Source organism: Pseudonocardia adelaidensis (genome assembly GCF_039543345.1).
GTDB lineage: Bacteria > Actinomycetota > Actinomycetes > Mycobacteriales > Pseudonocardiaceae > Pseudonocardia > Pseudonocardia adelaidensis.
In genome coordinates this window covers 342,807-365,893 of sequence record NZ_BAABJO010000003.1, presented here as the reverse complement: position 1 = coordinate 365,893, position 23,087 = coordinate 342,807, and the positions used below count along the sequence as shown (strand labels likewise).

Sequence of the window (23,087 nt, the reverse complement as noted above, 5' to 3'; positions counted from 1 at the left end):
GCCGCCGCTTTCACGGTTCGCCGACCGGGATGGCGCGGACCAGCGGAACTCCGGGCCGGTAGGCGAGGTGCCGATGGGACGGGGCCTCCAGCACGGACAGGTCCGCACGTGCACCGACCCCGAGGCGGCCGACATCAGCGCGCCGCAGGGCCGCCGCGCCACCGGCGGTCGCCGCCCACACGGCCTCCGCCGGCGTCATCCGCATCTCGCGCACCGCGAGCGCGATGCAGATCGACATGGACGAGGAGTAGCAGGTCCCCGGGTTGCAGTCGGTGGCCAGCGCGACGGTGACCCCGGCGTCGAGCAGCCTGCGGGCGTCCGGGTAGGGGCTGCGGGTCGAGAACTCGACACCCGGGAGCAGGGTCGCCACCGTGTCCGCGGACGCCAGCGCGTCGACGTCGGCGTCCGCCAGGTACGTGCAGTGGTCGACGCTCGCGGCTCCCAGCTCGACCGCCAGCCGCACACCCGGGCCGGGCCCGAGCTGGTTGCCGTGCACCCGCAGGCCGAGCCCAGCCGCCCGGCCGGCCTCCAGCACGGCCCGGGAGGCGTCCCCGTCGAAGGCGTGCGGGGAGGCGGGCTCGCAGAACACGTCCGCCCAGCGCGCCGACGGCGCGCACGCCGCCAGCATGGGGCCGGTGACCAGCGCGACGTACTCCTCGACGCGGCCCGCGTACTCCGGCGGCACGACGTGGGCACCGAGGAAGGTGGTCTCGTCGGTCACCTCACGGGCGAGCCGCAGGGCCCGCGCCTCGTCGGCGACGCTCAGGCCGTACCCGCTCTTGACCTCGACGGTCGTCGTGCCCTGGGCGCGCATCTCCGCCACCAGCGCCCGCAGCCGCGCCCGCAGCCGGTCGTCGTCGGCCGCGCGGGTGGCCGCGACCGTGGACGCGATGCCGCCGCCGTCGTAGGGCACGCCGGACATCCGGGCCTCGAACTCGGCCGAACGGTCGCCCGCGAACACGAGGTGGGTGTGGCTGTCGACGAAACCGGGCAGCACCGCCCGGCCGTCCACGTCGATCCGCTCGTCGGCCGGCGGGCCGGCGGCGGCAGGCCCCACCCAGGCGACCAGACCGCCGTCGACCACCAGCGCCGCGTCGGCCACGATCCCCAGCGGGCCGGGCCCGAGGACGGGGTCGTTGGTGACGAGCTCGGCGATCCCGGTGACGAGAGTGCTCACGATCCCTCCCAGAGCGGGGCGATGGCGTCGGCCAGCAGCCTGCCCACGTCCCCCAGCGCGTGCCTGCCCTCGCTGACGACGACACGCCCGTCGACCACGACCGTGTGGACGTCGTCGGCGCATGCGGCCATCACCACCTGCTCGGGCGCGACCCCCGCGGTGCGGGGGCGGTCCAGCCCCACCGCCACCAGGTCCGCCCGTGCACCCGGGGTGATGCGTCCGGCGTCCGGCCAGCCCAGGCAGGCGTGGCCGTGCACGGTGAGCGCGTCCACGAGCGCGGCGGGCGCCAGCCGGCCCCGTTCACCTGCGGCCAGCCGCTCGTGGGACTCGACGAGCCGGGCCTCGGCGAGCAGGTCGACCGCGACGTGCTGGTCGCTGCCGACCGTCAGCGACGACCCGGCCCGCAGCAGCGCCCGGAACGGGCCGATGCCGTCGGCGAGGTCGGCCTCCGTGCTCGGGCAGGCGCACACGCTGGTGCCCGAACCGCCGAGCACGGCGATGTCCTCGCGGCTCAGGTGCGTGGCGTGCACGGCGGTCGTGCCCGGCCCGAGGACGCCCTGTTCGGCCAGCAGCGCCGTGGGAGTGGCCCCGTAGAACGCCTGACACGCGTCGTTCTCCTGCGGCTGCTCCGACAGGTGGACGTGCAGGGGGCGCCGGCCCGCGGCCCGCACGACGGTCGGCAGCTGCGCGGCGGGCACCGCGCGGACCGAGTGCACCGCCGCGCCCACGCGCACGCCGTCGGTGTCCGCGAGCGAGCCGACCCGCTCCGCCCACGCGTGGGCGTCGCCGTCGCCGAACCGCACCTGCACCGGGTCGAGCGGGGTGTGGCCGGACGCGCCGAGCCCGCCCGAGAGGTAGCACGTGTCCAGCAGCGTGAGCCGCACGCCCGCCTCGGCAGCCGCCTGGATCAGCGCCTGCCCCATCGCGTTCGGGTCGGCGTACCGGGACCCGTCCCGCTCGTGGTGCAGGTAGTGGAACTCACCGACGCAGGTCACGCCCGCCAGCGCCATCTCCGCGTAGACGGCCCGGGCCAGCGCGAGGTAGCGGTCGGGGTCGAGCCGCGCCGCGACCCCGTACATCCGCTCCCGCCAGGTCCAGAACGTGCCGCCGCGGTCGTGCGTGCGCCCGCGCAGCGCACGGTGGAAGGCGTGGCTGTGGGAGTTCGCGAAGCCGGGCAGCACCAGGCCGGTGAGGCGCAGGTCCTCGGGTCCGGGGTCGTCCCCGATCGTGACGCCCGCGATCCGGCCGCCGTCGACCGTGACCCGGACCCGGTCGCGCGGGCCGCCCTCCAGCCAGGCGCGCTCGCACCAGTACGTCGTCATCCGAGCTCCCCGACCACCCGGACCAGGGCTTCGACCCCGCGGTGGCAGTCGGCGGGGTCGGCGTGCTCCTCGGGCGAGTGGGACACCCCGGTCGGGTTGCGCACGAACAGCATCGCCGTCGGGATCCCGGCGGCGGAGAGGATCCCCGCGTCGTGGCCCGCGCCGGTCGGCAGCACCGGGGCCGCGAGCAGCGCGGCCAGCCGGTCCCGCAGGCCGGCGTCGAAAGCGGTGGGCCCGGTCCACGACTCCTCGACCGGCTCGCTCCCGGCGGCCTCCCCCACGGCGGCGACGACGGACCGCACGTCCGCCTCGACGGGGCCGCGGGCGTCCAGCCACGCGACGACGCGGGACGGGATCGCGTTGACCCCGCCCGGCTCCACCCGCAGCTTGCCGATCGTGGCGAGCGCGTCGTGCTCACGCGCCGCCCGCCGGGCCGCGGTGACGGCCTCGGCGAGGTGCAGCATCGGGTCGTCGCGGTCCTCGAGCCGGGTGGTGCCGGCGTGGTCGGCGCGGCCGCGCAGGTCGAGCCGCCACCTGCCGTGGGGCCAGATCGCGCTCGCCACGCCGACCGCGGCGTCGTCCGGTGCGTCGACCAGCGCCCTGCCCTGTTCGACGTGCAGCTCGACGAAGGTGCCCACGCGGCGCAGGGTCTCCGGGTCCGGGCCGACGTGCGCCGGGTCGTGGCCCGCCGCGGCCATCGCCTCGGCGACGGTGGTGCCGTCGGCGTCGGCGAGCGACCGGGCGCGGTCGGGGGCGAGCGCGCCGGTGATGATCCGGCTGCCCGCGCACGCCACACCGAACCGGGCGCCCTCCTCGTCGGCGAAGACGGCGACCCCGAGCGGGCGGCTCGGCGTCCACCCCCGTGCGCGCAGGGCGTCCACGGCGGCGAGCGCGGACACGACGCCGAGCGGGCCGTCGAACGCGCCGCCGTCGGGCACCGAGTCCAGGTGGCTGCCGAGCACGAGCCCGGGCCCGTCGGCGTCCGGGTTCCCCCACCAGGCCCACAGGTTGCCCGCGCGGTCGGAGGTGACGTCGAGCCCGCGTGTCGCCGCTTCGCCGGTGAACCACTCCCGCAGGGCCGCGTCCTCGGCCGTCCACGCGAACCGCCGGTAGCCGCTGCTGCGCGGATCCCGGCCGACCGGGTGCAGGTCGGCCCACATGCTGTCGAACGTCATCTCGCCGCGACCGTCCCCACGGGGTAGATCATCTCGGCGGGTACGTCCGTGGTGCGCTTGGCCCACGGGTAGTACACGGCGGCGGTGACGACGAGGCCGACCAGCCAGGAGATGTCGGCGCCGTTCAGCGCCTCGGCGATCGGGCCGGTGTAGAGCGCCTGCGCCATGAACGGGATCTGGGCGACGATGCCGATCGCGTACGAGACCAGCGCGACCGGGTTCCACCGCCCGTACCGGGCGTCGGGGTCGTAGAGCGCGGGCACGTCGACCCGTTCCCGGGAGACCAGGTAGTAGTCGATCAGGTTCACCGCGCTCCACGGTGTGAAGACCATGAGCAGGGCGAGGATGAACTGCCGGAAGTTGTCCAGGAAGTTCGCCGACGCGAGCAGCGCGATCAGCACCGACGCCACGAGGAACGCGCCGATGAACGCCACCCGCCCGGCCCGCGACACCGAGGCGGCCCTGGTCACCGAGGTGACCGTGGTCAGCAGGCACATGAAGCCGCCGTAGGCGTTCAGGCAGTTGACCGTGAGCTTGCCGACCACGATCACGAGGTAGATCGCGATCGCCGCGGCGCCCCCGCCGGCCAGCTCGCCGAGGAACCCGACCTGGTTGTCCAGGAAGCCGCCGCCGTCGGCGATCGGGATGGCGGCGATCAGCGCGCCCAGGCTCATCGACCACTGCGAGCCGAGCACGCTCCCCCACAGCGTCGAGTGGAACGTCACGCGCTCGCTGGTGTGGCGCGGCAGGTAGCGGGAGTAGTCGGCGACGTACGGGCCGAACGTCAGCTGCCAGCCGGCGCCGAGGGAGATCGCGAGCAGGAACGTCGCGACGTCGAACGGCACGACGCCGAGCAGCGCGGGCACGTCGTGCCCGACGAGCAGCCGGATGCCCAGGTAGGTGAAGCCGACGACGCCGACCACGGTCGAGACTCGCCCCAGCATGTGGATGTAGCGGTAACCGAGCGTCGCGACGATCCCCGTGAGCGCGCCGAAGACGAGGATGCCCACCACCGGGGCGTCGACGCCCACGATCTCGTTGACCGCCTGCCCGGCGAGCACGGTGCCGGTGGCCGCGAACCCGAGGTACAGCAGCACCACCAGAACCAGCGGGACGACGGCCCCGTACACCCCGAACTGGGCCCGGCTGGAGATCATCTGCGGGAGCCCGAGCCGGGGCCCCTGCGCCGAGTGCAGCGCCATGACGCAGCCGCCCGCGAGGTTGCCGATCAGCAGGCCGATGATCGCCCAGAGCGCGTCGGCCCCGAACACGACGGCGAGCGCACCGTCGACGATCGCCGTGATCTGCATGTTGGCGCCGAACCACAGCGTGAACTGGTTGATCGGTGACCCGTGCCGCTCGGCGTCCGGGATCACGTCGATGGAACGGCGCTCGATGCGGGACGGGGGTGACGAGACCTCCGGCTCCATGCGGCTCCTCCTGGGGTCGTCGGCGGATGTCAGCAAAGCCACTTTCATGACGGCTCGTGTCATGAAAGTGGCTTTGCTGACGCTCCTTCGGACATCGGGACGCGGATGCCGTGGGCGTCCGCCGTCGCTTCCGCCAGGTCGTAGCCCGCGTCCACGTGACGCAGGACGCCCGTGGCCGGGTCGTTGGTCAGCACTCGTTCGATCTTGGCCGCCGCGAGGTCGGTGCCGTCCGCGACCGTGACCTGCCCCGCGTGGAGGGAGCGGCCGATGCCCACCCCGCCGCCGTGGTGGATCGACACCCAGCTCGCCCCGGACGCCGTGCTGACCAGCGCGTTCAGCAGCGGCCAGTCGGCGATGGCGTCGGAGCCGTCGGCCATGCCCTCGGTCTCGCGGTAGGGGGACGCGACGGAGCCGGTGTCGAGGTGGTCGCGGCCGATCACGATCGGCGCGCTGATCGCCCCCGAGGCGACCAGCTCGTTGAACCGCAGCCCGGCCCGGTCCCGCTCGCCCTGCCCGAGCCAGCAGATGCGGGCCGGAAGCCCCTGGAAGGCGACCCGTTCGCGGGCGGCGCGGATCCACCGGTGCAGCCGGTCGTGCTCGGGGAACAGCTCGAGCACGGCCTCGTCGGTGACGGCGATGTCGGCCGGATCGCCGGACAGCGCGGCCCAGCGGAACGGGCCCTTGCCCTCGCAGAACAGCGGCCGGATGTAGGCGGGCACGAAGCCCGGGTAGGCGAACGCGCGGTCGTAGCCGCCCTGGCGGGCCTCGTCGCGCAGCGAGTTGCCGTAGTCGAAGACCTCGGCCCCTGCGTCCTGGAACCCGACCATCGCCTCGACGTGCCGCGCCATCGACTCGCGGGCCCGGTCGGTGAACTCCTCGGGCTTCTTCGCCGCGTAGTCGTCCCAGTCGTCCAGGTCGACACCGTCGGGGAGGTAGGACAGCGGGTCGTGCGCGGAGGTCTGGTCGGTGACGATGTCCACCTCCACGCCGCGGCGCAGCAGCTCCGGCAGCACCCGTGCGCAGTTGCCGACCAGCCCGACCGACAGCGCCCGCCGGTCCTCCTTCGCCGCCACGGCGCGCGCTACGGCGTCGTCCAGGTCGGTGGCCAGCTCGTCCAGGTAGCGGTGCTCGACCCGCCGCCGCAGCCGGGCCGCGTCGACGTCGACCACCAGGCACACGCCGCCGTTGAGCGTCACAGCGAGCGGCTGCGCCCCGCCCATGCCGCCGCAGCCACCGGTGACGGTCAGGGTGCCGGCCAGCGTCCCCCCGAAGCGCTTCTCGGCGACGGCCGCGAACGTCTCGTAGGTGCCCTGGAGGATGCCCTGGGTGCCGATGTAGATCCACGAGCCCGCGGTCATCTGGCCGTACATCGTGAGGCCGAGCTTCTCCAGCCGCCGGAACTCCGGCCACGTCGCCCAGTCCCCCACCAGGTTCGAGTTGGCGATCAGCACCCGCGGCGCCCACTCGTGCGTGCGCAGCACCCCGACCGGGCGGCCGGACTGCACGAGCATCGTCTCGTCGTCGGCCAGCGTGGTGAGCGTGCGGACCATCGCGTCGAACGATCGCCAATCTCGCGCCGCGCGCCCGGTGCCGCCGTAGACGACGAGGTCATCGGGCCGCTCGGCCACCTCCGGGTCGAGGTTGTTGCAGAGCATCCGCAGCGGGGCCTCGGTCTGCCATGACCGGGCCGTCAGCGTCGTGCCGCGCGCCGCACGGACGGGACGAGCACCCTCCATGACCATCTCCTCTCAGTTCAGCGGGCCGGTCACGCGCTCGGCGGCGGCGAGCACCTCGCCGGAGGCGGCGAGCCCGACGGCGGCCTCGATCTCCGGCGCCAGCCACCGGTCCGGCCCCGGGCCGGCCACCTCGGCACGCAGCCGGTCCCGCACGGCGGCCGTGGCCGCGGCGGGCGCGAGCGGCGCCCGCAGGTCCAGGGCCCTCGCGGCGGTGAGCAGCTCGATCGCCACCACCCTCGTGAGCCCGTCGACGGCGCGCCGCAGCTTGCGCGCCGCCGCCCACCCCATCGAGACGTGGTCCTCCTGCATCGCGCTGGACGGGATCGAGTCGACGGACGCCGGGACCGCCAGCCGCTTCAGCTCGGACACGATCCCCGCCTGCGTGTACTGCGCGATCATGTGGCCGGAGTCGACCCCGGGGTCGTCGGCGAGGAACGGCGGCAGGCCGTGGTTGCGGGCCACGTCCAGGAACCGGTCGGTGCGCCGCTCGCTCATCGACGCGACGTCCGCGACCGCGATCGCGAGGAAGTCCAGCACGTAGCCGAGCGGTGCGCCGTGGAAGTTCCCGTTGCTCTCCACCCGCCCGTCCACGGTGACCACCGGGTTGTCCACGGCGGCCGCCAGCTCGCGGCCGGCCACCACCTCGGCGTGGGCGAGGGTGTCCCGGGCGGCGCCGTGCACCTGCGGCGCGCACCGCAGCGAGTACGCGTCCTGGACGCGCGTGCAGTCCGGCGTGCGGTGGCTGGCCATGATCCCGGACCCGTCCAGCAGTGCCCGGAGGTTGGCCGCGCTCTCGGCCTGGCCCGGGTGCGGGCGCAGTGCCTGCAGGTCGGCGGCGAACACCGCGTCGGTGCCCAGCAGCGCCTCGACGCTCGTCGCCGCGGCGACGTCCGCGGTGCGCAGCGCCGTGCGGAGGTCGTGGCAGGCCAGCACGAGCATGCCGAGCATGCCGTCGGTGCCGTTGATCAGGCCGAGGCCCTCCTTCTCCGCCAGCACGACGGGCTCGACGCCGGTCGCGGCGAGCGCCTCCGCCGCGGGGCGCAGCGCCCCGGAGGCGTCGCGCACCTCGCCCTCGCCCATGGCCGCCAGCGCGCAGTGCGCCAGCGGCGCCAGATCCCCCGAGCAGCCCAGCGACCCGTACTCGCGCACCACCGGCGTGATCCCCGCGGTGAGCATCGCCGCGTAGACCCGCGCGGTCTCCGGCCGGACCCCGGTGCGCCCGGTCGCCAGCGTCGACAGGCGCAGCAGCATGAGTGCCCGCACGACCTCGCGCTCGACCTCGGGACCCGAGCCGGCCGCGTGCGAGCGCACGAGGCTGCGCTGCAGCTGGGCGCGCCGGTCCACGGGGATGTGCCGGACGGCGAGCGCTCCGAACCCGGTCGAGATCCCGTAGTGCGGCTCCGCGTCGTCGGCGAGCGCCTCGACCACCTTCCGCCCCGCCGCCATCGCGCTCTCGGCCTCGGCGGACAGGCGGACGCCCGCGCCCTCCCGGGCGACGGCGAGGATCTCTGCGGGGGCGAGCGGGCCGGTCCCGACCTCGACGGTGATGTGGCGCATCACTGCATCGGACACCCGCGAGCCGCCGCCGCACCATGCGGAGGCGCGCGAATCCGTCCGGGATCCCGGACAGTTGCTAGTTTCCCACCGTGCCCCGCCCGGTGAAGGTGCCCGCCGCGCACCAGGTGCTGGCCATCCTGAGCCATCTCGGGCGGCAGGCGGGCCCGGTGCCCGCGGCGACCGTCGCGCGGGAGCTGGGGCTTCCCCGCTCCACGACGTACCAGCTGTTGGCCACGCTCGCCGAGAGCGGGTTCGTCGTGCACCTCGCCGACGAACGCCGCTACAGCCTGGGGGTCGCGGCCTACGAGCTCGCCACCGGCTACGCCCGCCAGGCACCGCTGCAGCGCGTCGCGCGGGTGCCGCTCGCCCGGCTCGTCGACCGCACCGGCCACACCGCGCACCTGGCCGTCATGCACGGCCACGAGGTCATCTACCTCATCGAGGAGCGCGCGCCGGGCCGCCCGCCGCTGGTCACCGACGTGGGGGTGCGCCTTCCCGCCCACCTCACCGCCAGCGGCCGCGCGATGCTCGCCGCCCTGCCCGCGGCGCAGATCCGCGCGCTGTACCCGCACCCCGACGCGTTCGTGACCCGGCACGAGGCGGGCCCCCGCTCGCCCTCCGCGCTGCGCAAGCTCCTCGTGGAGACCCGGCGCCGGGGGCACGCCGTCGAGGTCGGCGAGGTGACGCCCGGCTTCGCCTCGATCGCCGTCGCTGTGCTCGACCACACCCGGCACCCGGTCGCGAGCGTCGCCGTGACGGTTCCGCGGCCGGAGCTCGGCCCGGACCTGCGCGACGTGCTCGTCGTCGAGGTCGGCCGGACCGCCCGGGCGATCGCGGCCCGCATCAGCGGCCACACCCGACCGGCGCCGGGTACATGAGCGGCCCGGGTCTCAGGCCCCGGCCCCGTGGATGTGCCGCGTTGCGGCCTCGTCGGTGGTCCGCCACAGGGTGGTGGCCATCGGCCGGGCGAGCTCCTCGCGCAGGTGCCCGACCAACCCGACCGTCCGCGAGATGACTCCCAGCCCTCGTGCGATGCGCCAGTCGAGGCCCAGCAGCGCGACGACGGTGCCGATGGCCCCGGTGACGTTGACCGGCAGCGCGCGGCCCGACGCCTCGCTGCCCGCAGCCGCGACGGCCCGCACGAGCCGGACCGGCAGCGTCGGGAAACCCTCCGCCTCCGCGATCTCGAAGAGCACCTCGGCCCGGGGGTCGACCGGCTCGTGGATGGGGTGCCCGATCCCGGGGACGTGCTCCCCCCGGGCGCGGAAGTCGGCGACGATGCGCTCGGCCTCGGCGCGGACCGCCGCGTCGTCCAGCGCGTCGTCCAGCGCGCCGTCGGCCGTCAGCCGCGCGGCACCCCCCGTGACGAACCGCGCCGCCCCCTCGATCGTGCCCACGAACCTGCTGCCCAGCCCGAGCAGGCCCGCCGCGACGGCGCTCTGCAACGACTCCGGAGCCCCGAGGTGGGTCAGGCGGGTGGCCATCGCGTTGGGGGTGATGCCGTGTTCGACGAGGCTCACGAGCGCGGCGTTGAACAGCTTCGCCTCGGCCTCGCCGGGCATCCGCTCGGTGAGCAGGAGGAACGCGAAGCTCCCGAAGTCGAGCCGGCCGATGATGTCGTGGCAGAGGTCGCGGCCCAGGACGGTGATGCTCGTCGCGTCGCTCCAGCAGATGTCGCTGCGGACGTCGAGCGCGGTTCCGTCGGACAACTGGTTCTCCTGTCGGGTCTGTGGTCGGGGTGTTCGGCGGTCGTGTTCAGCGCTCGGCGAGCAGCTGCTCCAGCTCGCGCCGGACGAGCTTCCCCGAGGGGTTCCTGGGGAGGGAGCCGGGCGCGGCGAAGACGATGTCCTTCGGCACCTTGTAGGAGGGCAGGTGCTGCCGGCAGGCCTGCTGCAGCGCATCGGCGGAGGTCTCGCCCGCGTGCACGACGACCGCGACCGGCACCTCGCCCCAGGTCGGGTCGGAACGGCGGACGACCCCGGCCTCCAGCACGCCCGGCAGGCGCAGGAGAACGCGCTCGATCTCGGCCGGGTAGATGTTCTCCCCACCGCTCTTGATCATGTACTTGACGCGGTCGACGAACGTGAGCCGACCGTCCGCCTCCCGGACGAGCACGTCGCCCATGTGGAACCAGCCGTCCCGGAAGTCGGCGTTCGTCGCCTCCGGGTTGTTCCAGTAGCCGCTGAAGAGCGTGGGGCCGCGCATGCAGAGCTCGCCGGGCACGCCGTCGGGCACGTCCCGGCCGTCCGGGTCGACCAGGCGGACCTCGCAGTAGCCGCTCTGCTCCTTCGGGAAGGTCGTGGGCGCCTCCCCGACCGGGATGACGCCCGCGGAGCACGGTGGGCAACCGGTCTCGGTGGCGCCGAAGGTGTTGGCGAACGGGGCGTCCAGCAGGCTCGTGATCTCGGCGATCTCCTCCGGCCGGACGAGGTCGGGCATCACGCCGCAGAGCCGTACGCCCGCCGGCCGGGTGCCGCGGGCGCGCAGGGCCTGCGCGAGCCGGGCCACGGTGCCGGGCATGACGAGCAGCCATCCCAGCCGCTCCGCGGCGACGACGTCGGCCAGCTCGTCGGGCCGGAACCCGTCGACGACGACGACCTTGCCCCCGGACACGAGCGTGCTCACCGAGTTGTCGAGCGCGCCCATGTGGTGCAGCGGCGACCACGCCACGAACGTGTCGTCGCCCGCGATGCCGAGCTCCGCCCGGGTGGCCATGCTCCGCACGACCTCGGCGCGGTGGCTGATGCACGCACCCTTGGGCACGCCGGTGGTCCCGCTCGTGTAGATGATCACGGCGAGGTCCTCGGCGTGCGCCGCGGACGGCTGCGTCCACGGCTCGGCCGACGCGAGCGCCTGCTCGTACGCCGCGCCGAGCACGATCCGTTCCCCGGGGCGCGCGAACAGGTCGTACCGCGCGTCGGCGCGCTCGGACGCGACCGTCACGGCCGGCGCGACGAGGTCGAGGCACGCCGCCAGCTCCTCGTCGGATGCGCGCATGCTCTGGCAGGCGACGATCGCCCCGAGGCGCCCGGCGGCGAGGAGGACCTCGAGGTACTCGGGCCGGTTCTCCGACAGCAACCCGACGCGGTCGCCGCGGCGCACCCCGGCGGCCGCGAGGAGGCCCGCGGCCCGCCTGCTGCGCTCCTCGAGATCGCCGTACGTCGTCCGCGACGCGCCGGCCTGCACGGCGACCCGCGCCGGGTGCAGCCGGGCCCGCGCGTCGAACAGGCTGACGATCGTGCTGTCGGCGGCCCGGACGACGAGCTCCGATCGGGCGGGGTCGGTCACCGGGCCGCTCCCGGGGTGTCGACCGGCTCGGCGCCGACCGGACGCACGAGCAGCACCCCGACGATCCCGAGCAGGCTCGTCAGCAGCATCCAGCCGGAGACCGCCCAGCTGGACCCGCCCTGCCAGGCCAGGAGCCCGGCTGCGATCAGGGGCGCCAGGCCCCCACCGATCACCGTGCCCCCTTCGCGCCCGATCGAGACCCCGCTGAACCGGCTCTGGGTGCCGAACATGCCCGTGAAGTAGGCGGGCTGGATGGCGTCGGCGGCGGCCGCGCCCCCGGCGATCGCGACGACGACGGCGACGAGGATCGCCGCGAAGTTCCGCGTGTCGACGAGCAGGAAGAACGGGAACGCGAACGCGGCCTGCACGACCAACGCGACGAGCATGACCCGCCCGAAGCCGAAGCGGTCCCCGAGGTGGCCGTACAGCGGGCACAGCAGCCCGGCGACCAGCGAGCCGATCAGGGTGGCCGCGAGGATGGTCGGCCGCGGCAGGTCGAGCGCCGTGGTGGCGTAGGTCAGCACGAACACCGAGACGATGTAGAAGGTCGTGTTCTGGCCGAGCCGCATCAGGAAGATCGCGATGACGTTGCGCGGCCGCCGCAGCGCGGCGATGATCGGCGCCCGCTCCCGCACCTCGCTGCGCTTGACCCGCTCGAACTCGGCCGTCTCCGGCAGGTCGCGGCGGATCCACAGCCCGACGACGACGAGCAGGACGCTCACGAGGAACGGGACGCGCCAGCCCCAGCCGAACAGCTGCTCCTCCGTGAGCACGGAGGCCAGCGCCGTGTAGACGACCGAGCCGAGGATCAGCCCCGCGAAGACCGATGCGGACAGGAACGAACCGAAGAAGCCGGGTCGCGAGCTGCCGTTCTCCTTCGTCATGAGGGCCGCGCCGCCCCACTCCCCGCCCGTGCCGAGTCCCTGGACGATCCGCAGCGCGACCAGCAGGACCGGTGCGGCGACCCCGACCTGGTCGTAGGTCGGCAGCAGGCCGATGCCGACCGTGGCCACGCCCATCAGGATCAGGGTCGTCACGAGGACGGTCTTGCGGCCCACCCGGTCACCGAGGTGCCCGAAGATGATCCCGCCGAGGGGCCGTGCGGCGAAGCCCGTCGCGAAGGTCGCGAAGGACAGCAACGCACCGACCGTGCCGTTCTGCGCCGGGAAGAAGAGGTGCGGGAAGACCAGCGCCGCCGCGGTGCCGTAGAGGAAGAAGTCGTACCACTCGATGACCGTTCCCAGCGAGACCGCTGTCGTGACCCGCTTGGTCAGCTGGGGCGGCGGTACCTCGGCACCGGACGGTGTCGCCCCCGCCTTCTGTGCAGCACTGCTCATCACGCCTCCTCGTTGGGGCTTGACGGAGTTTCGCTCAGCGAATAACGTTTCGCTCTCCGAACGCGCGCAGCATGCGGCGGAGGAGGCGGCATGTCAACCCCGGCCCGGCCCGCGCCGGACAAGGAACAGTTCGTCAGCTCGCTGGCCCGCGGCCTGGCCGTGTTGCGGGCCTTCGGGCCAGCAGGCCCCGAGCTCACCCTCAGCGAGGTGGCCGCGGCCACCGACCTCAACCCGGCCGTCGCCCGGCGCTTCCTGCTGACGCTCGTGCAGCTGGGATACGTCAAGAAGGTCGGCCGCACGTTCGTGCTCACGCCCCAGGTCATGGAGCTGGGGGCCGGCTACCCGGACTCGATGAACCTGGCCGAGGTCGCGCAGCCCCACCTGCAGCACCTGCGGGACGAGACCGGCGACAGCGTGTCGCTGACCACCCTCATCGGGGTCGACATCATCCACCTCTGCCACATGCAGACCGAAGGCCTGCTCCGCTTCGCGGTGACGCCGGGCAGCCGGGTGCCCGCCTACGTGTCGGCCACGGGCCGCGCCATCCTCGCCTTCCAGCCCGAGCAGCGTCTCACCGCGTACTTCGCCGCGGCGCACCTCATCCGGCGCACCCCGCACACCGTCACCACCGAGGCCGGGCTGCGCGAGTGCCTGGAGCGCACCCGCCGGGACGGGTACGCACTCGTCGCCGACGAGCTGGACTTCGGGATCACGGTTCTGGGCGTGCCGATCTTCAACGACGGCGTCGCCATCGCGGGGATCAGCTGCGCCACCACGTCCGGCCGCCAGCCCACGGACGAGTTCCTGCGGTCCCGCCTCCCGCTGCTGCAGTCGGCGGCCGCGGCCCTGCGGCGACAGCTGGACCGCTTCCCCGCGCTGGTCCACTCCCTGGACCTGGGCGTCTAGCCGCTCGCCAGGACGACAGGATGGCCGCACACATCGTCTGGGGCCGGCACACATCGCCGGGAGTGTGTGCGGTGCAGCGGAGGTGTGTGCGGCGCCCGCAGGGCGTGCGACCGGTCTGTGCGACAGAAGTCGATCTTGGCCGGGTGGGCGGCTGATAGAGTTGCGCGGTGCCCGCCAACGACGGCTCGGCCACGCCCCCATCCCAGCCCGCTGTCGTCCGCGACGCGGTGTTGCGCTGGATCGTCCAGGGAACGCTGCGCCCCGGCGACGCCCTTCCCGTCGAGGCGGTCGTCGCGCGCACCGGGGCGTCCGCCGACGCCGTGCGGGACGCCCTCGGGGAGCTCGCCGAGCTCGGCGTCGCCCGCCCGGACGCCGACGGGGTCGTGATCGCCGACCCGACGGCGCACAACATGGCCGAGACCGACGAGATCCGGCACATCCTGGAGGACGTCGCCGTCCGGCGTTTCGTCCAGCAGGCCACCGAGTCCCAGGTGGGCGCCCTGCGGCGGTCGTTGGAGGCCGTGGAGGAGGTCGCGGCGCGACCGGACCCCGCGCTCGAGCAGCTCGTCCGCGCACGGGACTGGTTCTTCGTCGTCATGCTGCGGACGGCCGGCCTCGCCACCCGCGACCTGCTGCGGAACCTGCGGTCGCACGCCGGTCTGGTGATGTCGCTCGCGGTGGCGGGCCCGGGCAGGCCCGCGGAGGTCGTCGAGGAGCTGCGCGCGATCTACCTCGCGCTCGCGGCCCGCGACGCGGAGGCGGCCATCGCCGCCTGCGACCGGCACCGGGCGAACTCGACCGACGCGGGCCTCAAGCAGCTCGGCAACGCGACCTGAACGGCTCAGCGAGCGCCCGGCACGATCACACCGATCACCGTGCGGTGCGCCCGCGCCGCCTCCTTCGCCTCGTCGATCTCGTCCAACGCGAACTCGGCGATCCCGACGAGCGACGCGTCGAGCCGTCCGTCCTCGAGCATCCGCACGAAGCGCGGGATGTCGTGGTGCATCCGCACCCGCCCGTTCTGGCTGCTGACGACCGTGCGGCCGTGCAGGGCGATCGGCACCTGCGGGAGCGAGAGCTCCGCGCCGAGCGGCTCGCAGCCGGTCAGGACGGCGGTGCCGCCCCGGTGGGTCATCAGCACGGCCTGCCGCTGGGCGAGCGCGGGCCCGGCCGCCTCCAGCGCGTAGGTCACGCCGTACCCGCCGGTCAGGGCGCGCACCTGCTCGACGGGGTCGGCCTCGGCCGGGTCGAGGGTCACGGTGGCGCCGGCCGCGGCGGCGCGCTCGCGGCGGCCGGCGTCCGGGTCGAGGGCGATGATCTGCCCCGCCCCGGCGACCCGGGCGCCTTGGATCATCCAGAGCCCCAGCTGCCCGCAGCCGACCACGGCCACGTCCGACCCCGGGACGACGGCGGCCACGTTGAACACCGAGCCCAGGCCCGTGGTCACCCCGCAGCCCAGCAGCCCGAGCACGACGTCCGGCACCGCGGTGTCGACCTGGACGACCTGGCGGGCGTCCACCGACATCAGCTCCGCGTACCCGCCGACGTTCCCCGCCGCCGTCGCGATGCTCCCGTCCGCGAGCCGGGCCACCGGCGGCGGCCCGTCCGGCCGGTCGAAGATCACCGAGCACTGGTCGGTGCGGCCGCGCACGCAGTAGAAGCATCGGCCGCACTCGGCCGTGCCGTGCACGACCACGCGGTCGCCCACGCGCACCCCGGTGACGTCCGGGCCCAGCTCCTCCACCACGCCCATCGAGGCGTGCCCGAGGATCGTCGGCGGTTCCTTGCCGAACACGCCGTCGGCGTTCATCACGTCGGTGACGCAGAACGGCGTGGCCCCGGTGCGCACCCGGATCCGCCCGGGCGCGAGCGGGAGCAGGTCGACGTCCTGCACCTCGAGCCTGCCCGGCGCCGTCATGATGGCGGCGCGCATCAGCCGGTGGCGCGGGTCAGCAGGTCGCGCACCGCCGCGACGGTGTCGTCGTTGACGTGGTGCTCCGGGTCCTCGTCGACGCGCAGGGTGACCTCGGCGCCCGCCCCGCGCAGGAGTGCCGCGGTCTCGCGCACGCGCTCGACCGGCACCCAGCCGTCACGCGAGCTGGACGCGAGCAGCACCGGCGTGCCGGCGAGGTCGCCCGCCACCTCCCGCCCCGATCCGGGTGGCCCGGCGAACCCGCCCGTCAGCAGCGCGGCAGCGGCGTACCGGCCGGGGTGGCGCACGAGGTACTCGCTGAGCAGGCAGGCGCCCTGGGAGAACCCGAGCAGCACCACGCGGTCCGCCCGGAACCCGTCCCGGCCGACGCCGCCGAGCACCGCGCCGATGGCGCGCAGGGACGCCGACAGGAAGGGTTCGTTGGCGGCGAACGGCTCGGTGAACCGCTTCGGGTACCAGGTGCGCCCTGGCGCCGCGGGCGCGTACCAGGCGAGCCCCTCCAGGCCGACGCGATCGGTGACGGAGCGCATGAAGCCGGGCTCCTGGTCGCGGCCGTGCACGGCGAGCACCGCGAGCGCCGCCCGCTCCGGCGCGCCGCCCCACCGCTCGACGCGCAGGGTGGCCTCGGCCGTCATACCGAGATCGGCTCGAGCTGGTCGAGCAGCTCCGCCCTGCGGTCCTCGAACTGCTCGGGCAGCTGGAAGGCACTGCCGAGCTCCTTCGGGGACTCGTCGCAGGTCCAGCCGCCCTCGGCGTGCGTGACCGCGAGCTCGAACAGCGCCCCGCCCGGCGTGCGGACGTAGACCGACTTGAAGTACTTGCGGTCCTTGAGCTCGGAGATGTCGGTGTAACCGACACCCTCGATCTCGAACTTCAGCGCGTCCTGGTTCTCGAGCGTCTCGGCGTTCCACGCGAAGTGGTGGATGGTGCCCTCACCGTAGCGCCAGGTGCCGGGCTCGTCGGTGCGGTTGACCACCAGCTCGACCGAGCCGCCCTGGCCCGGCCGGCCGACCTGGTGCACCACCCGGTCGCCCTCCTCGACGAGGCCCTTGCCGTAGAAGGAGTCGCTGAGGAACTCGACCATGTTCTCCGGGTTCGCCACGTGCACGCCGACGCCGTACACGCCGTGGATCGCGTGCTCGGCCGGGACGCCCGCGCCCGGGTGACCCACGCGGGGGTCGTCCTCGACGCCCACCATCGCGTACTCGATCCCGCACGGGTGGCGGAAGAGCAGCCGCCGCTGGTCGAGCACCTCGGCGTTCTCGACCTCGACCCCGCGCGCGGCGAGCCGTTGCTGCCAGAAATCCAGCGAGCCGGACGGCACCGCGAGGTGCACCTCGCGGGCCTGGTTGGTGCCCCGCCTGCCGCGCAACCCCGCCTGCCGGAAGGGGAACGTCGTGACGACGGCACTCGGGTCGCCGTTCGCGTTGCTGTAGTAGAGGTGGTAGATCGGCAGCGAGCCGTCGAAGAGCACGGTCTTCTTGATGAACCGCATACCGAGGGTGCCGACGTGGAAGTCCACGTCCTCCTGCGCGGGCCCGACCGACAGCGTGACGTGGTGGCTACCGTTGAGGTGCGCCATGTCTCCTCCTCGAGACAGCAGGAATGTCATTCGGTCATACGAAACTCAGCGAGTGGTCGCGGGCGCGCCGGCCTCCTGCGAGGCGCGCATCGCGGCGATTCCCAGCCGGGCGGCCGCCCGGACGTGGGCGATCATGGCGGCCGAAGCGGCCGAGGCGTCGCGGGCCTCCACGGCCTTGACCATGTCGCGCAGCTCCGAGACGGACCGCGCGGGACGGCCGGGATCCGACGACAGCGAGCCCGCCCGCAGGAGGCTCACCCGGGCGTGCAGCTGCGAGAGGCTGGTGCGCAGCGCCGAGTTGCCCGCGCCGTCGAGCAGCACGTCGTAGATCACGTCCTTGGCGCGCAGCACGTCCATCGTGCCGCCGCCCTCCGCCACGACGTCCTCGAGCTTCGTGAACGCGCGGCGCAAGGCGACGAGCCTGCCGTCCGGCGCCTGGGCGACGAACCGCCGGACGAGGTGTGCCTCCAGCACCTCGCGCAGCTCGTAGAGCTCCTCGGCCTCCTCGGGCGAGAGCGCGACGACGACGGCGCCCTTCTGCGGGACGGTGCGCACGAGCCCCTCGGCGGCCAGCTCGCGCAGCACCTCGCGAATCGTGGTGCGGGAGACACCGGTCATGTCGATGAGCTCGCGCTCGACGAGGCGCTGGCCGGGCGCGAAGCGCATGGTCAGGATGGCCTCGCGGAGCGCGTCGCGCACCTGGGGGCGCAGCGGCGCGGCGACCCGGCCGATCCGGGATGCGAGGTCGGGTACGTCGGGCTTGCCCTGCTGCCGACCTGGCTCGTCCACGGCGGAATCCTACTGGATGGTTGTCATACGTTCGGTCATGACCGATACCTCCTCGTTCACTACAGCGGCGTCGGGAGTCCGAAGTGGACGCGGGCGTTCGCGGCGAAGTGCAGGTCGGCCTGCGCCCCGATGTGCGTGCGGTACATGGCGACGTCGCGGAAGCAGCGCTGCAGGCGCGAGCCGCGCTTGGCCGCGGACGTCCCGCCGGTGGTGAAGAGCCGGTCGACGGCGTCGGCAGCGAGGCGGGCGGCCTGCTGGGCCATCCCCCGCGGCCGCACGTCGGCGCCGACGGGGAACGCGCCGGTACGCTCCCACTCGCGGCCTGCGGCCGTGTAGCGCTCACCGGCCGCGACGAGCACGGCGAGGGCGGAGTCGGCCAGGCTCTGCGCCTCGCCGAACCACCGCTGGTGGTCCGGCGACTCGCAGCGCAGCACCTTCGGGGGCACCGTGGTCGGGCGCGTGCGCAGGATCTGCTCGTATTCGTCGAGCGCCGCGAAGGCCGCGCCGACCACCGGTGCGGCGAGGCCCCCGTAGTAGATCGTCAGCGAGCGCCCGAGGTAGAGCGGGTTGCGGTGCAGGCGGTAGCCCGGCGTGCCGTCGGGCGGCATCGCGAAGGCCTTCCAGTCGTAGTGCTCGGCGAGGTGCTCGGGCACGAAGGCGTCGTCCACGCGCACCGAGTTCGAGCCGGTGCCCTGCAGGCCGAGGGTGGCGCCGCCGCCCCAGTCGTCGAGCACCGTGTAGTCGCCCCGCGGCAGCACGCACGCCAGTGGGACGGGCGGGCCGTCCGTGCCGGGTGCGGGGCCCATCGCCGTGGCGATGAAGTGGGTGGCGTGCGTGATCCCGGAGCAGTAGTCCCAGGTGCCGCGCACCCGGTACCCGCCGCGGACGCGTTCGGCCGTGCCGGTGGGCGCCGCCCGGTGCGGCGAGCAGAAGTGGCCGTCCGGGGAGAAGAGCTCCTCCTGCGCCCGCTCGGAGAAGAACGAGGCGATGTGGAAGACGTGGTCCGACGCCAGGCACACCGACCAGCCGGTGGCCGGGTCGCCGTGCGAGATCTCGGTGATCAGCCGGAAGAACGTGTCGAGCCCGAACTCGTACCCGCCGTACCGGCGGGGCTGCAGCACCCGGTAGAAGCCGGCCTCGGTGAAGCGCTCGTGCAGCCGCTCCGAGTAGCCGCCGCGCTCCTCCCCCGCCGGCGCCTCCGCCACCAGCTCGCCGCGCATGGCGGCGGCCCGCGCGATCATCGCCTCGGGCGTCGGGTCCGGCTCCGGGGGCTCGATCACCAGCCGGCCGGGGTGCGTCCGCGTCATGCCCTGCCCCCGCTCACGGCGGGCACGGCGGCCACGCGCGGCCGCCCCGTCAGGACGGCCAGGCACACCAGCGAGATCACCAGCATCGCACCGACGTACGCCGCGACGGCGAACGGCTCCCCGGTGGCCCGCAGCACGATCGCCGAGATGCCCGGGCCCACCGCGCTGCCCAGCACCGTGGCGAGCTGGAAGCCCAGCGACATGCCCGTGTAGCGCACCCGGGCGTCGAACGCACCCGCGTAGACCGAGGGCTGTGCGCCGTACCCGATGCAGTACAGGACGCCGAACCCGAGCAGGTACCCGATGGTGATCAGCCCGACGTCCCGGGTCTCCACCGCGCCGACGAGCACGAAGATCCCCACGATCGACGCGACCGCGCCGGTCAGCACCACCGGGCGGGGGCCGTACCGGTCGGCCAGCCACCCCGAGAGCGGCACGACCCCCACCTGCACGACGTTCGCCAGCAGGATCGCGGTGATCACCGCGAAGCGATCGACGCCGAGGGTGACGGTGGCGTGGCTCAGCAGGAACGTCGCAGCCACGATCGACAGCGCACCGAAACCGAGGAAGCCGCCGCAGACCAGCAGCACTTCCCGCAGGTGGTGGCGCAGCACGTCGAACAGCGGGACGCGCGCCTCGGCGCCCGCCTCCTGCACGGCCACGAACTCCGGCGACTCGGCGATCCGCAGCCGGACCACGATCCCGATCGCGATCAGCACGATGCTCACCAGGAACGGGACCCGCCAGCCCCACGACAGCAGCTCGTCGTCGGGCAGGGCGGCGACCGGCAGGAAGGCGAGGTTGCCCAGCAGCACGCCTGCGGCCGGGCCGGTCTGCGGGAGGCTCGCGAAGAACCCGCGGCGCTCCGGGGGCGCGTACTCGTAGGCGAGCAGGACCGCCCCGCCCCACTCGCCGCCGAACGCGATCCCCTGCGCCAGCCGCAGGGCGACCAGCAGTGTCGGGGCCAGCGCGCCCGCCGTCTCGTAGCCGGGCAGCAGGCCGATCGCCGTGGTCGCGACGCCCATCAGCACCAGCGTGATCACGAGCATGCGCTTGCGGCCGACGCGGTCGCCGAAGTGGCCGAACAGGACGCCGCCGACGGGGCGGGCGAGGAACCCGGCCGCGAACGTGCCGAACGCGGCGAGCGTGCCCACGAACGGGTCGGCCGTGGGGAAGAACAGCCGCGGGAAGACCAGCGCCGCGGCCGTCCCGTAGATCGCGAAGTCGTAGTACTCGACGGTGGTGCCCGCGAAGCTCGCGGACGCGACCCTCCACGTCGACACCCGGCCCGGGGACGGTGTGGTCATCGGCCGCACTCCTCCTCGAGCCACCGCGTGAGCACGGCGAGCGCGTCGAGGTTGTTGCGCTCGAACTGCACGGCGTGCCCGTTGCCCCGCACGCCCCGGTCGGCCAGCCGGACGTGCTCCGCCCGGCACCCCGCGTCCCGGAGGAACGCGGTGATGTCCCCGGCGAACCCGTCGAAGGGCGACGCCTCGCCCGAGAACACGCCGATCGGCACCTTCGCGAGGCCCGGCAGCCGGTGCGTCCCGGGGACGAGGTCGGCCGGGTCGGCGACGGGCGGGTCGAACGCGGGCGGGGCGGCCGTCAGCCCCCACGGCAGCAGCCGCGGCCCGTCCGGGACCGTGAGGAACGGCGGTCCCATCGGCTCCAGCGCGAGCAGCCCGACGACGAGGTCCGGCCGGGCGTCCGCCGCCAGCCAGCCGCCCGGCGCCCCCGCGGAGTGCGTGAGCAGCACCGCGGGCCCGGTGCGTTCCAGGAGCTGGACGAGCCGCTCGGCGTCGAGGCGCTGGCTCGCGGCGAGGTCCGCCAGCATCGGGCCGGTCGGCGCGGCGACCTGGTCGAAGAGCGGGTCGTCGAGGTCGCGGGAACCCGGCCACTGGGTGTGCCGGTCGGCGGTGTCGTCCGGGGCGAAGAGGCCCTTCAGCCGCTCGTAGGAGAACGGCGGGCCCATCGGGCCGAGGACGTCGGGGTGGTGCGGTGAGCGGCCGTGCCCCGGCCGGTCGACCACGTACACCCGGTACCCGCCGCGGACCAACGCCTCCGCCCAGCCCGGGCGACCGTCCGGGGTGCCCATCCAGTCGGTGCCCTGGCCCCCGCCGCCGTGCACCAGCACGACCGGGTGCGCCGCGGTGACCCGCTCGGGTTCCTCCCACGCCACGTACATCGGGGCGCGGGGCACCGTGCCGGCCGCGTGCCGGGCGCGCTCGGTGCCGACCCAGAAGAACCCCCGCCGGGACGTGAGCGGCTCCGGACTCATCGCGCCCCGTCGCTGATCGGCAGGCCGAGGTGCAGCTGGGCGAGCTTGCGGAAGGACGTCTCCCGGAAGCTCGTGTTGCGGTGGCTCGCGATCATGGTGAGGTCGCGCCACACGCGCTCGAACGGCTGCCCGGCCTTGATCGCGCTGGAGCCGACGTTGCGGAAGAGGGCCTCGTCGACGGCCTCCCACACCTGCACGATGGCCTCGCGGGCGATGATCCCGATCCGCTGCTCCTCCTCCTCGCTGTAGGGCTCCCCGCCCGCGGCGGTGCGCTCGCAGATCTCCATGTGCTCCTCGGCGCAGCGGATCGTGAGCGCCTCCGCCGTCGCGAGCTTCGCGAGCCCGGTGCCGTACCAGCGCTGGTAGTCGCCGTCACCGAGCCGCGGGACCATCGGCGGGATGCTCGTCTTGCGGGTGCGCATCTGGCGCTCGAACTCGTCCAGCGCGCAGTAGCCAGCACCCGTGGTGAGGGCGGCCAGGGAGATCGTGAACGGCGCCAGCGCCCGGCCCACGTACATCGGGTTGCCGTGCAGCGCGAGGCCCGGGGTGCCCGCGCTGACGTCGACGTTGACCATGTTCGTGTCCTCGACGGCGAACTCCGCCGGGATCCGCCCGCCCTCGAGCCGGATGCTGTGCGAGCCGCTGCCGCGCAGGCCCAGCGTGTCGCCCCAGTCGTCGAGCATCGTCCACTCGCTGCGCGGGGCCACGTAGAGCAGCAGGTGCTCGGCGGCCTCCTGCGGCGGCAGCCCGGCGATCATCGCCTGGCCCATGAAGTGGGTCGAGTACGGGATACCGGAGCAGTAGCGGACGGTTCCGTCGAGCCGCCAGCCGTCGTCGAGGCGCTGCGCCTTCGCGTCCGGCGCGGCGACGGACGCGCAGCGGAAGTCGCCGTCGCCGAAGATCTTCTCCTGCGCCGCCTCGGGGAAGTAGGAGCCGATCTGCAGCGCGTGGCTCGATGCCAGCGCCCAGCACCACGCCGTGGACACGCACCCGCGCGCCATCTCGAGCTGCAGGCGCGCGAACGTCGTGAGGTCGTACTCGAGCCCGCCGTAGCGCTTCGGCTGCACCACCCGGTACAGGCCGGCCGCGCGGAAGGTCTCGTGCAGCTCCCGGGAGTAGTAGGTGCGCTCCTCCGTCTCGGCCTGCGCCGCCACCAGCTGCGGGCGCAGGTCGACCACGGTCCGGATCAGCTGCGCGGGGGTGGGCTCGGGCTGGGTGTCGGCGGGCCGCGTCGGTGAGGCGGAGGTGGTCATGGCTCCCTCGGTCGCAT

General features: G+C 74.2%; 20 protein-coding genes. 3 read left to right on the top strand and 17 right to left on the bottom strand.

Going from position 1 to position 23,087, the window contains the following annotated elements:
• Positions 1–10: 10 nt before the first annotated feature.
• From hutI to hutH, 6 genes are read right to left on the bottom strand one after another with little or no spacing between them, the layout of a single operon-like run.
• Positions 11–1,177 (bottom strand): imidazolonepropionase, encoded by a 1,167-nt coding sequence (gene hutI / locus ABEA81_RS05595; RefSeq protein ID WP_345603699.1) that lies wholly within the window; start codon positions 1,175–1,177, stop codon positions 11–13.
• Positions 1,174–2,499, bottom strand: coding sequence for a formimidoylglutamate deiminase (locus tag ABEA81_RS05590; RefSeq protein WP_345603698.1), 1,326 nt, complete (start codon positions 2,497–2,499; stop codon positions 1,174–1,176). Before ABEA81_RS05590 ends, hutI begins: the two co-directional genes overlap by 4 nt.
• Positions 2,496–3,674, bottom strand: a complete 1,179-nt coding sequence (locus ABEA81_RS05585; protein WP_345603696.1) for an allantoate amidohydrolase — start codon at positions 3,672–3,674, stop codon at positions 2,496–2,498. Before ABEA81_RS05585 ends, ABEA81_RS05590 begins: the two co-directional genes overlap by 4 nt.
• The gene (locus ABEA81_RS05580) at positions 3,671–5,104 is read right to left on the bottom strand and encodes a purine-cytosine permease family protein (RefSeq protein ID WP_345603695.1); all 1,434 of its coding nucleotides are present in this window, start codon (positions 5,102–5,104) and stop codon (positions 3,671–3,673) included. Before ABEA81_RS05580 ends, ABEA81_RS05585 begins: the two co-directional genes overlap by 4 nt.
• A 59-nt stretch (positions 5,105–5,163) precedes the next feature.
• A complete protein-coding gene (gene hutU, locus ABEA81_RS05575) occupies positions 5,164–6,840 on the bottom strand; it encodes a urocanate hydratase (protein WP_345603694.1) in 1,677 nt (558 codons plus the stop codon).
• A 12-nt stretch (positions 6,841–6,852) separates the two neighbouring features.
• Positions 6,853–8,397 carry a histidine ammonia-lyase gene (hutH, locus tag ABEA81_RS05570; RefSeq protein WP_345603693.1) on the bottom strand — a complete coding sequence of 515 codons (1,545 nt, stop codon included), beginning with the start codon at positions 8,395–8,397 and terminating at the stop codon, positions 6,853–6,855.
• Between the two features lie 89 nt (positions 8,398–8,486).
• Between hutH and ABEA81_RS05565 the strand changes: the two genes are divergently transcribed.
• Positions 8,487–9,275 carry an IclR family transcriptional regulator gene (locus ABEA81_RS05565; protein ID WP_345603692.1) on the top strand — a complete coding sequence of 263 codons (789 nt, stop codon included), beginning with the start codon at positions 8,487–8,489 and terminating at the stop codon, positions 9,273–9,275.
• A gap of 12 nt (positions 9,276–9,287) precedes the next feature.
• On the opposite strand, the gene ABEA81_RS05560 is transcribed toward ABEA81_RS05565, so the two are convergent.
• From ABEA81_RS05560 to ABEA81_RS05550, 3 genes are read right to left on the bottom strand one after another with little or no spacing between them, the layout of a single operon-like run.
• Entirely contained in the window at positions 9,288–10,106 is an 819-nt protein-coding gene (locus ABEA81_RS05560; protein WP_345603691.1) for a citryl-CoA lyase, read from the bottom strand.
• Positions 10,107–10,152: 46 nt separating this feature from the next.
• Positions 10,153–11,685: a class I adenylate-forming enzyme family protein gene (locus tag ABEA81_RS05555; protein ID WP_345603690.1), complete on the bottom strand. Its 1,533-nt coding sequence runs from the start codon at positions 11,683–11,685 to the stop codon at positions 10,153–10,155.
• On the bottom strand, positions 11,682–13,022 hold the full coding sequence (locus ABEA81_RS05550; protein WP_345603689.1) for an MFS transporter: 1,341 nt from the start codon (positions 13,020–13,022) through the stop codon (positions 11,682–11,684). The genes ABEA81_RS05555 and ABEA81_RS05550 overlap by 4 nt, the downstream gene beginning before the upstream one ends.
• A gap of 90 nt (positions 13,023–13,112) precedes the next feature.
• Here ABEA81_RS05550 and ABEA81_RS05545 point away from each other — a divergent pair, with 90 nt between their 5' ends.
• Together ABEA81_RS05545 and ABEA81_RS05540 are read left to right on the top strand one after the other, a co-directional pair.
• Positions 13,113–13,928: an IclR family transcriptional regulator domain-containing protein gene (locus ABEA81_RS05545; RefSeq protein WP_345603688.1), complete on the top strand. Its 816-nt coding sequence runs from the start codon at positions 13,113–13,115 to the stop codon at positions 13,926–13,928.
• 167 nt (positions 13,929–14,095) lie between these two features.
• A complete protein-coding gene (locus ABEA81_RS05540) occupies positions 14,096–14,764 on the top strand; it encodes a GntR family transcriptional regulator (protein WP_345603686.1) in 669 nt (222 codons plus the stop codon).
• 5 nt (positions 14,765–14,769) lie between these two features.
• Here ABEA81_RS05540 and ABEA81_RS05535 read toward each other — a convergent pair whose 3' ends face one another.
• From ABEA81_RS05535 to ABEA81_RS05500, 8 genes are read right to left on the bottom strand one after another with little or no spacing between them, the layout of a single operon-like run.
• Positions 14,770–15,861 carry a zinc-binding dehydrogenase gene (locus ABEA81_RS05535; protein ID WP_345603685.1) on the bottom strand — a complete coding sequence of 364 codons (1,092 nt, stop codon included), beginning with the start codon at positions 15,859–15,861 and terminating at the stop codon, positions 14,770–14,772.
• A complete protein-coding gene (locus ABEA81_RS05530; RefSeq protein ID WP_345603683.1) occupies positions 15,861–16,496 on the bottom strand; it encodes an alpha/beta hydrolase in 636 nt (211 codons plus the stop codon). Before ABEA81_RS05530 ends, ABEA81_RS05535 begins: the two co-directional genes overlap by 1 nt.
• A complete protein-coding gene (locus tag ABEA81_RS05525; protein ID WP_345603682.1) occupies positions 16,493–17,443 on the bottom strand; it encodes a VOC family protein in 951 nt (316 codons plus the stop codon). Before ABEA81_RS05525 ends, ABEA81_RS05530 begins: the two co-directional genes overlap by 4 nt.
• 45 nt (positions 17,444–17,488) lie before the next feature.
• Positions 17,489–18,232, bottom strand: a complete 744-nt coding sequence (locus ABEA81_RS05520) for a GntR family transcriptional regulator (RefSeq protein ID WP_345603681.1) — start codon at positions 18,230–18,232, stop codon at positions 17,489–17,491.
• A 59-nt stretch (positions 18,233–18,291) separates the two neighbouring features.
• Positions 18,292–19,539 carry an acyl-CoA dehydrogenase family protein gene (locus tag ABEA81_RS05515; RefSeq protein ID WP_345603680.1) on the bottom strand — a complete coding sequence of 416 codons (1,248 nt, stop codon included), beginning with the start codon at positions 19,537–19,539 and terminating at the stop codon, positions 18,292–18,294.
• Complete coding sequence (locus tag ABEA81_RS05510) at positions 19,536–20,846, bottom strand: MFS transporter (RefSeq protein ID WP_345603678.1); 1,311 nt, start codon at positions 20,844–20,846, stop codon at positions 19,536–19,538. Before ABEA81_RS05510 ends, ABEA81_RS05515 begins: the two co-directional genes overlap by 4 nt.
• Complete coding sequence (locus ABEA81_RS05505; RefSeq protein WP_345603677.1) at positions 20,843–21,817, bottom strand: alpha/beta hydrolase; 975 nt, start codon at positions 21,815–21,817, stop codon at positions 20,843–20,845. The genes ABEA81_RS05510 and ABEA81_RS05505 overlap by 4 nt, the downstream gene beginning before the upstream one ends.
• Complete coding sequence (locus ABEA81_RS05500; protein ID WP_345603676.1) at positions 21,814–23,070, bottom strand: acyl-CoA dehydrogenase family protein; 1,257 nt, start codon at positions 23,068–23,070, stop codon at positions 21,814–21,816. The genes ABEA81_RS05505 and ABEA81_RS05500 overlap by 4 nt, the downstream gene beginning before the upstream one ends.
• Positions 23,071–23,087 lie beyond the last annotated feature (17 nt).

Bases quoted from the DNA above. Each gene is read 5' to 3' on its own strand.
- ABEA81_RS05535 (WP_345603685.1), bottom strand. From the start codon at position 15,861: ATGCGCGCCGCCATCATGACGGCGCCGGGCAGGCTCGAGGTGCAGGAC.
- hutH (WP_345603693.1), bottom strand. From the start codon at position 8,397: ATGCGCCACATCACCGTCGAGGTCGGGACCGGCCCGCTCGCCCCCGCA.
- ABEA81_RS05590 (WP_345603698.1), bottom strand. From the start codon at position 2,499: ATGACGACGTACTGGTGCGAGCGCGCCTGGCTGGAGGGCGGCCCGCGC.
- ABEA81_RS05585 (WP_345603696.1), bottom strand. From the start codon at position 3,674: ATGACGTTCGACAGCATGTGGGCCGACCTGCACCCGGTCGGCCGGGAT.
- ABEA81_RS05515 (WP_345603680.1), bottom strand. From the start codon at position 19,539: ATGACGCGGACGCACCCCGGCCGGCTGGTGATCGAGCCCCCGGAGCCG.
- ABEA81_RS05500 (WP_345603676.1), bottom strand. From the start codon at position 23,070: ATGACCACCTCCGCCTCACCGACGCGGCCCGCCGACACCCAGCCCGAG.
- ABEA81_RS05505 (WP_345603677.1), bottom strand. From the start codon at position 21,817: ATGAGTCCGGAGCCGCTCACGTCCCGGCGGGGGTTCTTCTGGGTCGGC.
- ABEA81_RS05580 (WP_345603695.1), bottom strand. From the start codon at position 5,104: ATGGAGCCGGAGGTCTCGTCACCCCCGTCCCGCATCGAGCGCCGTTCC.
- ABEA81_RS05525 (WP_345603682.1), bottom strand. From the start codon at position 17,443: ATGGCGCACCTCAACGGTAGCCACCACGTCACGCTGTCGGTCGGGCCC.
- hutU (WP_345603694.1), bottom strand. From the start codon at position 6,840: ATGGAGGGTGCTCGTCCCGTCCGTGCGGCGCGCGGCACGACGCTGACG.
- ABEA81_RS05550 (WP_345603689.1), bottom strand. From the start codon at position 13,022: ATGAGCAGTGCTGCACAGAAGGCGGGGGCGACACCGTCCGGTGCCGAG.
- ABEA81_RS05510 (WP_345603678.1), bottom strand. From the start codon at position 20,846: ATGACCACACCGTCCCCGGGCCGGGTGTCGACGTGGAGGGTCGCGTCC.
- ABEA81_RS05530 (WP_345603683.1), bottom strand. From the start codon at position 16,496: ATGACGGCCGAGGCCACCCTGCGCGTCGAGCGGTGGGGCGGCGCGCCG.
- ABEA81_RS05545 (WP_345603688.1), top strand. From the start codon at position 13,113: ATGTCAACCCCGGCCCGGCCCGCGCCGGACAAGGAACAGTTCGTCAGC.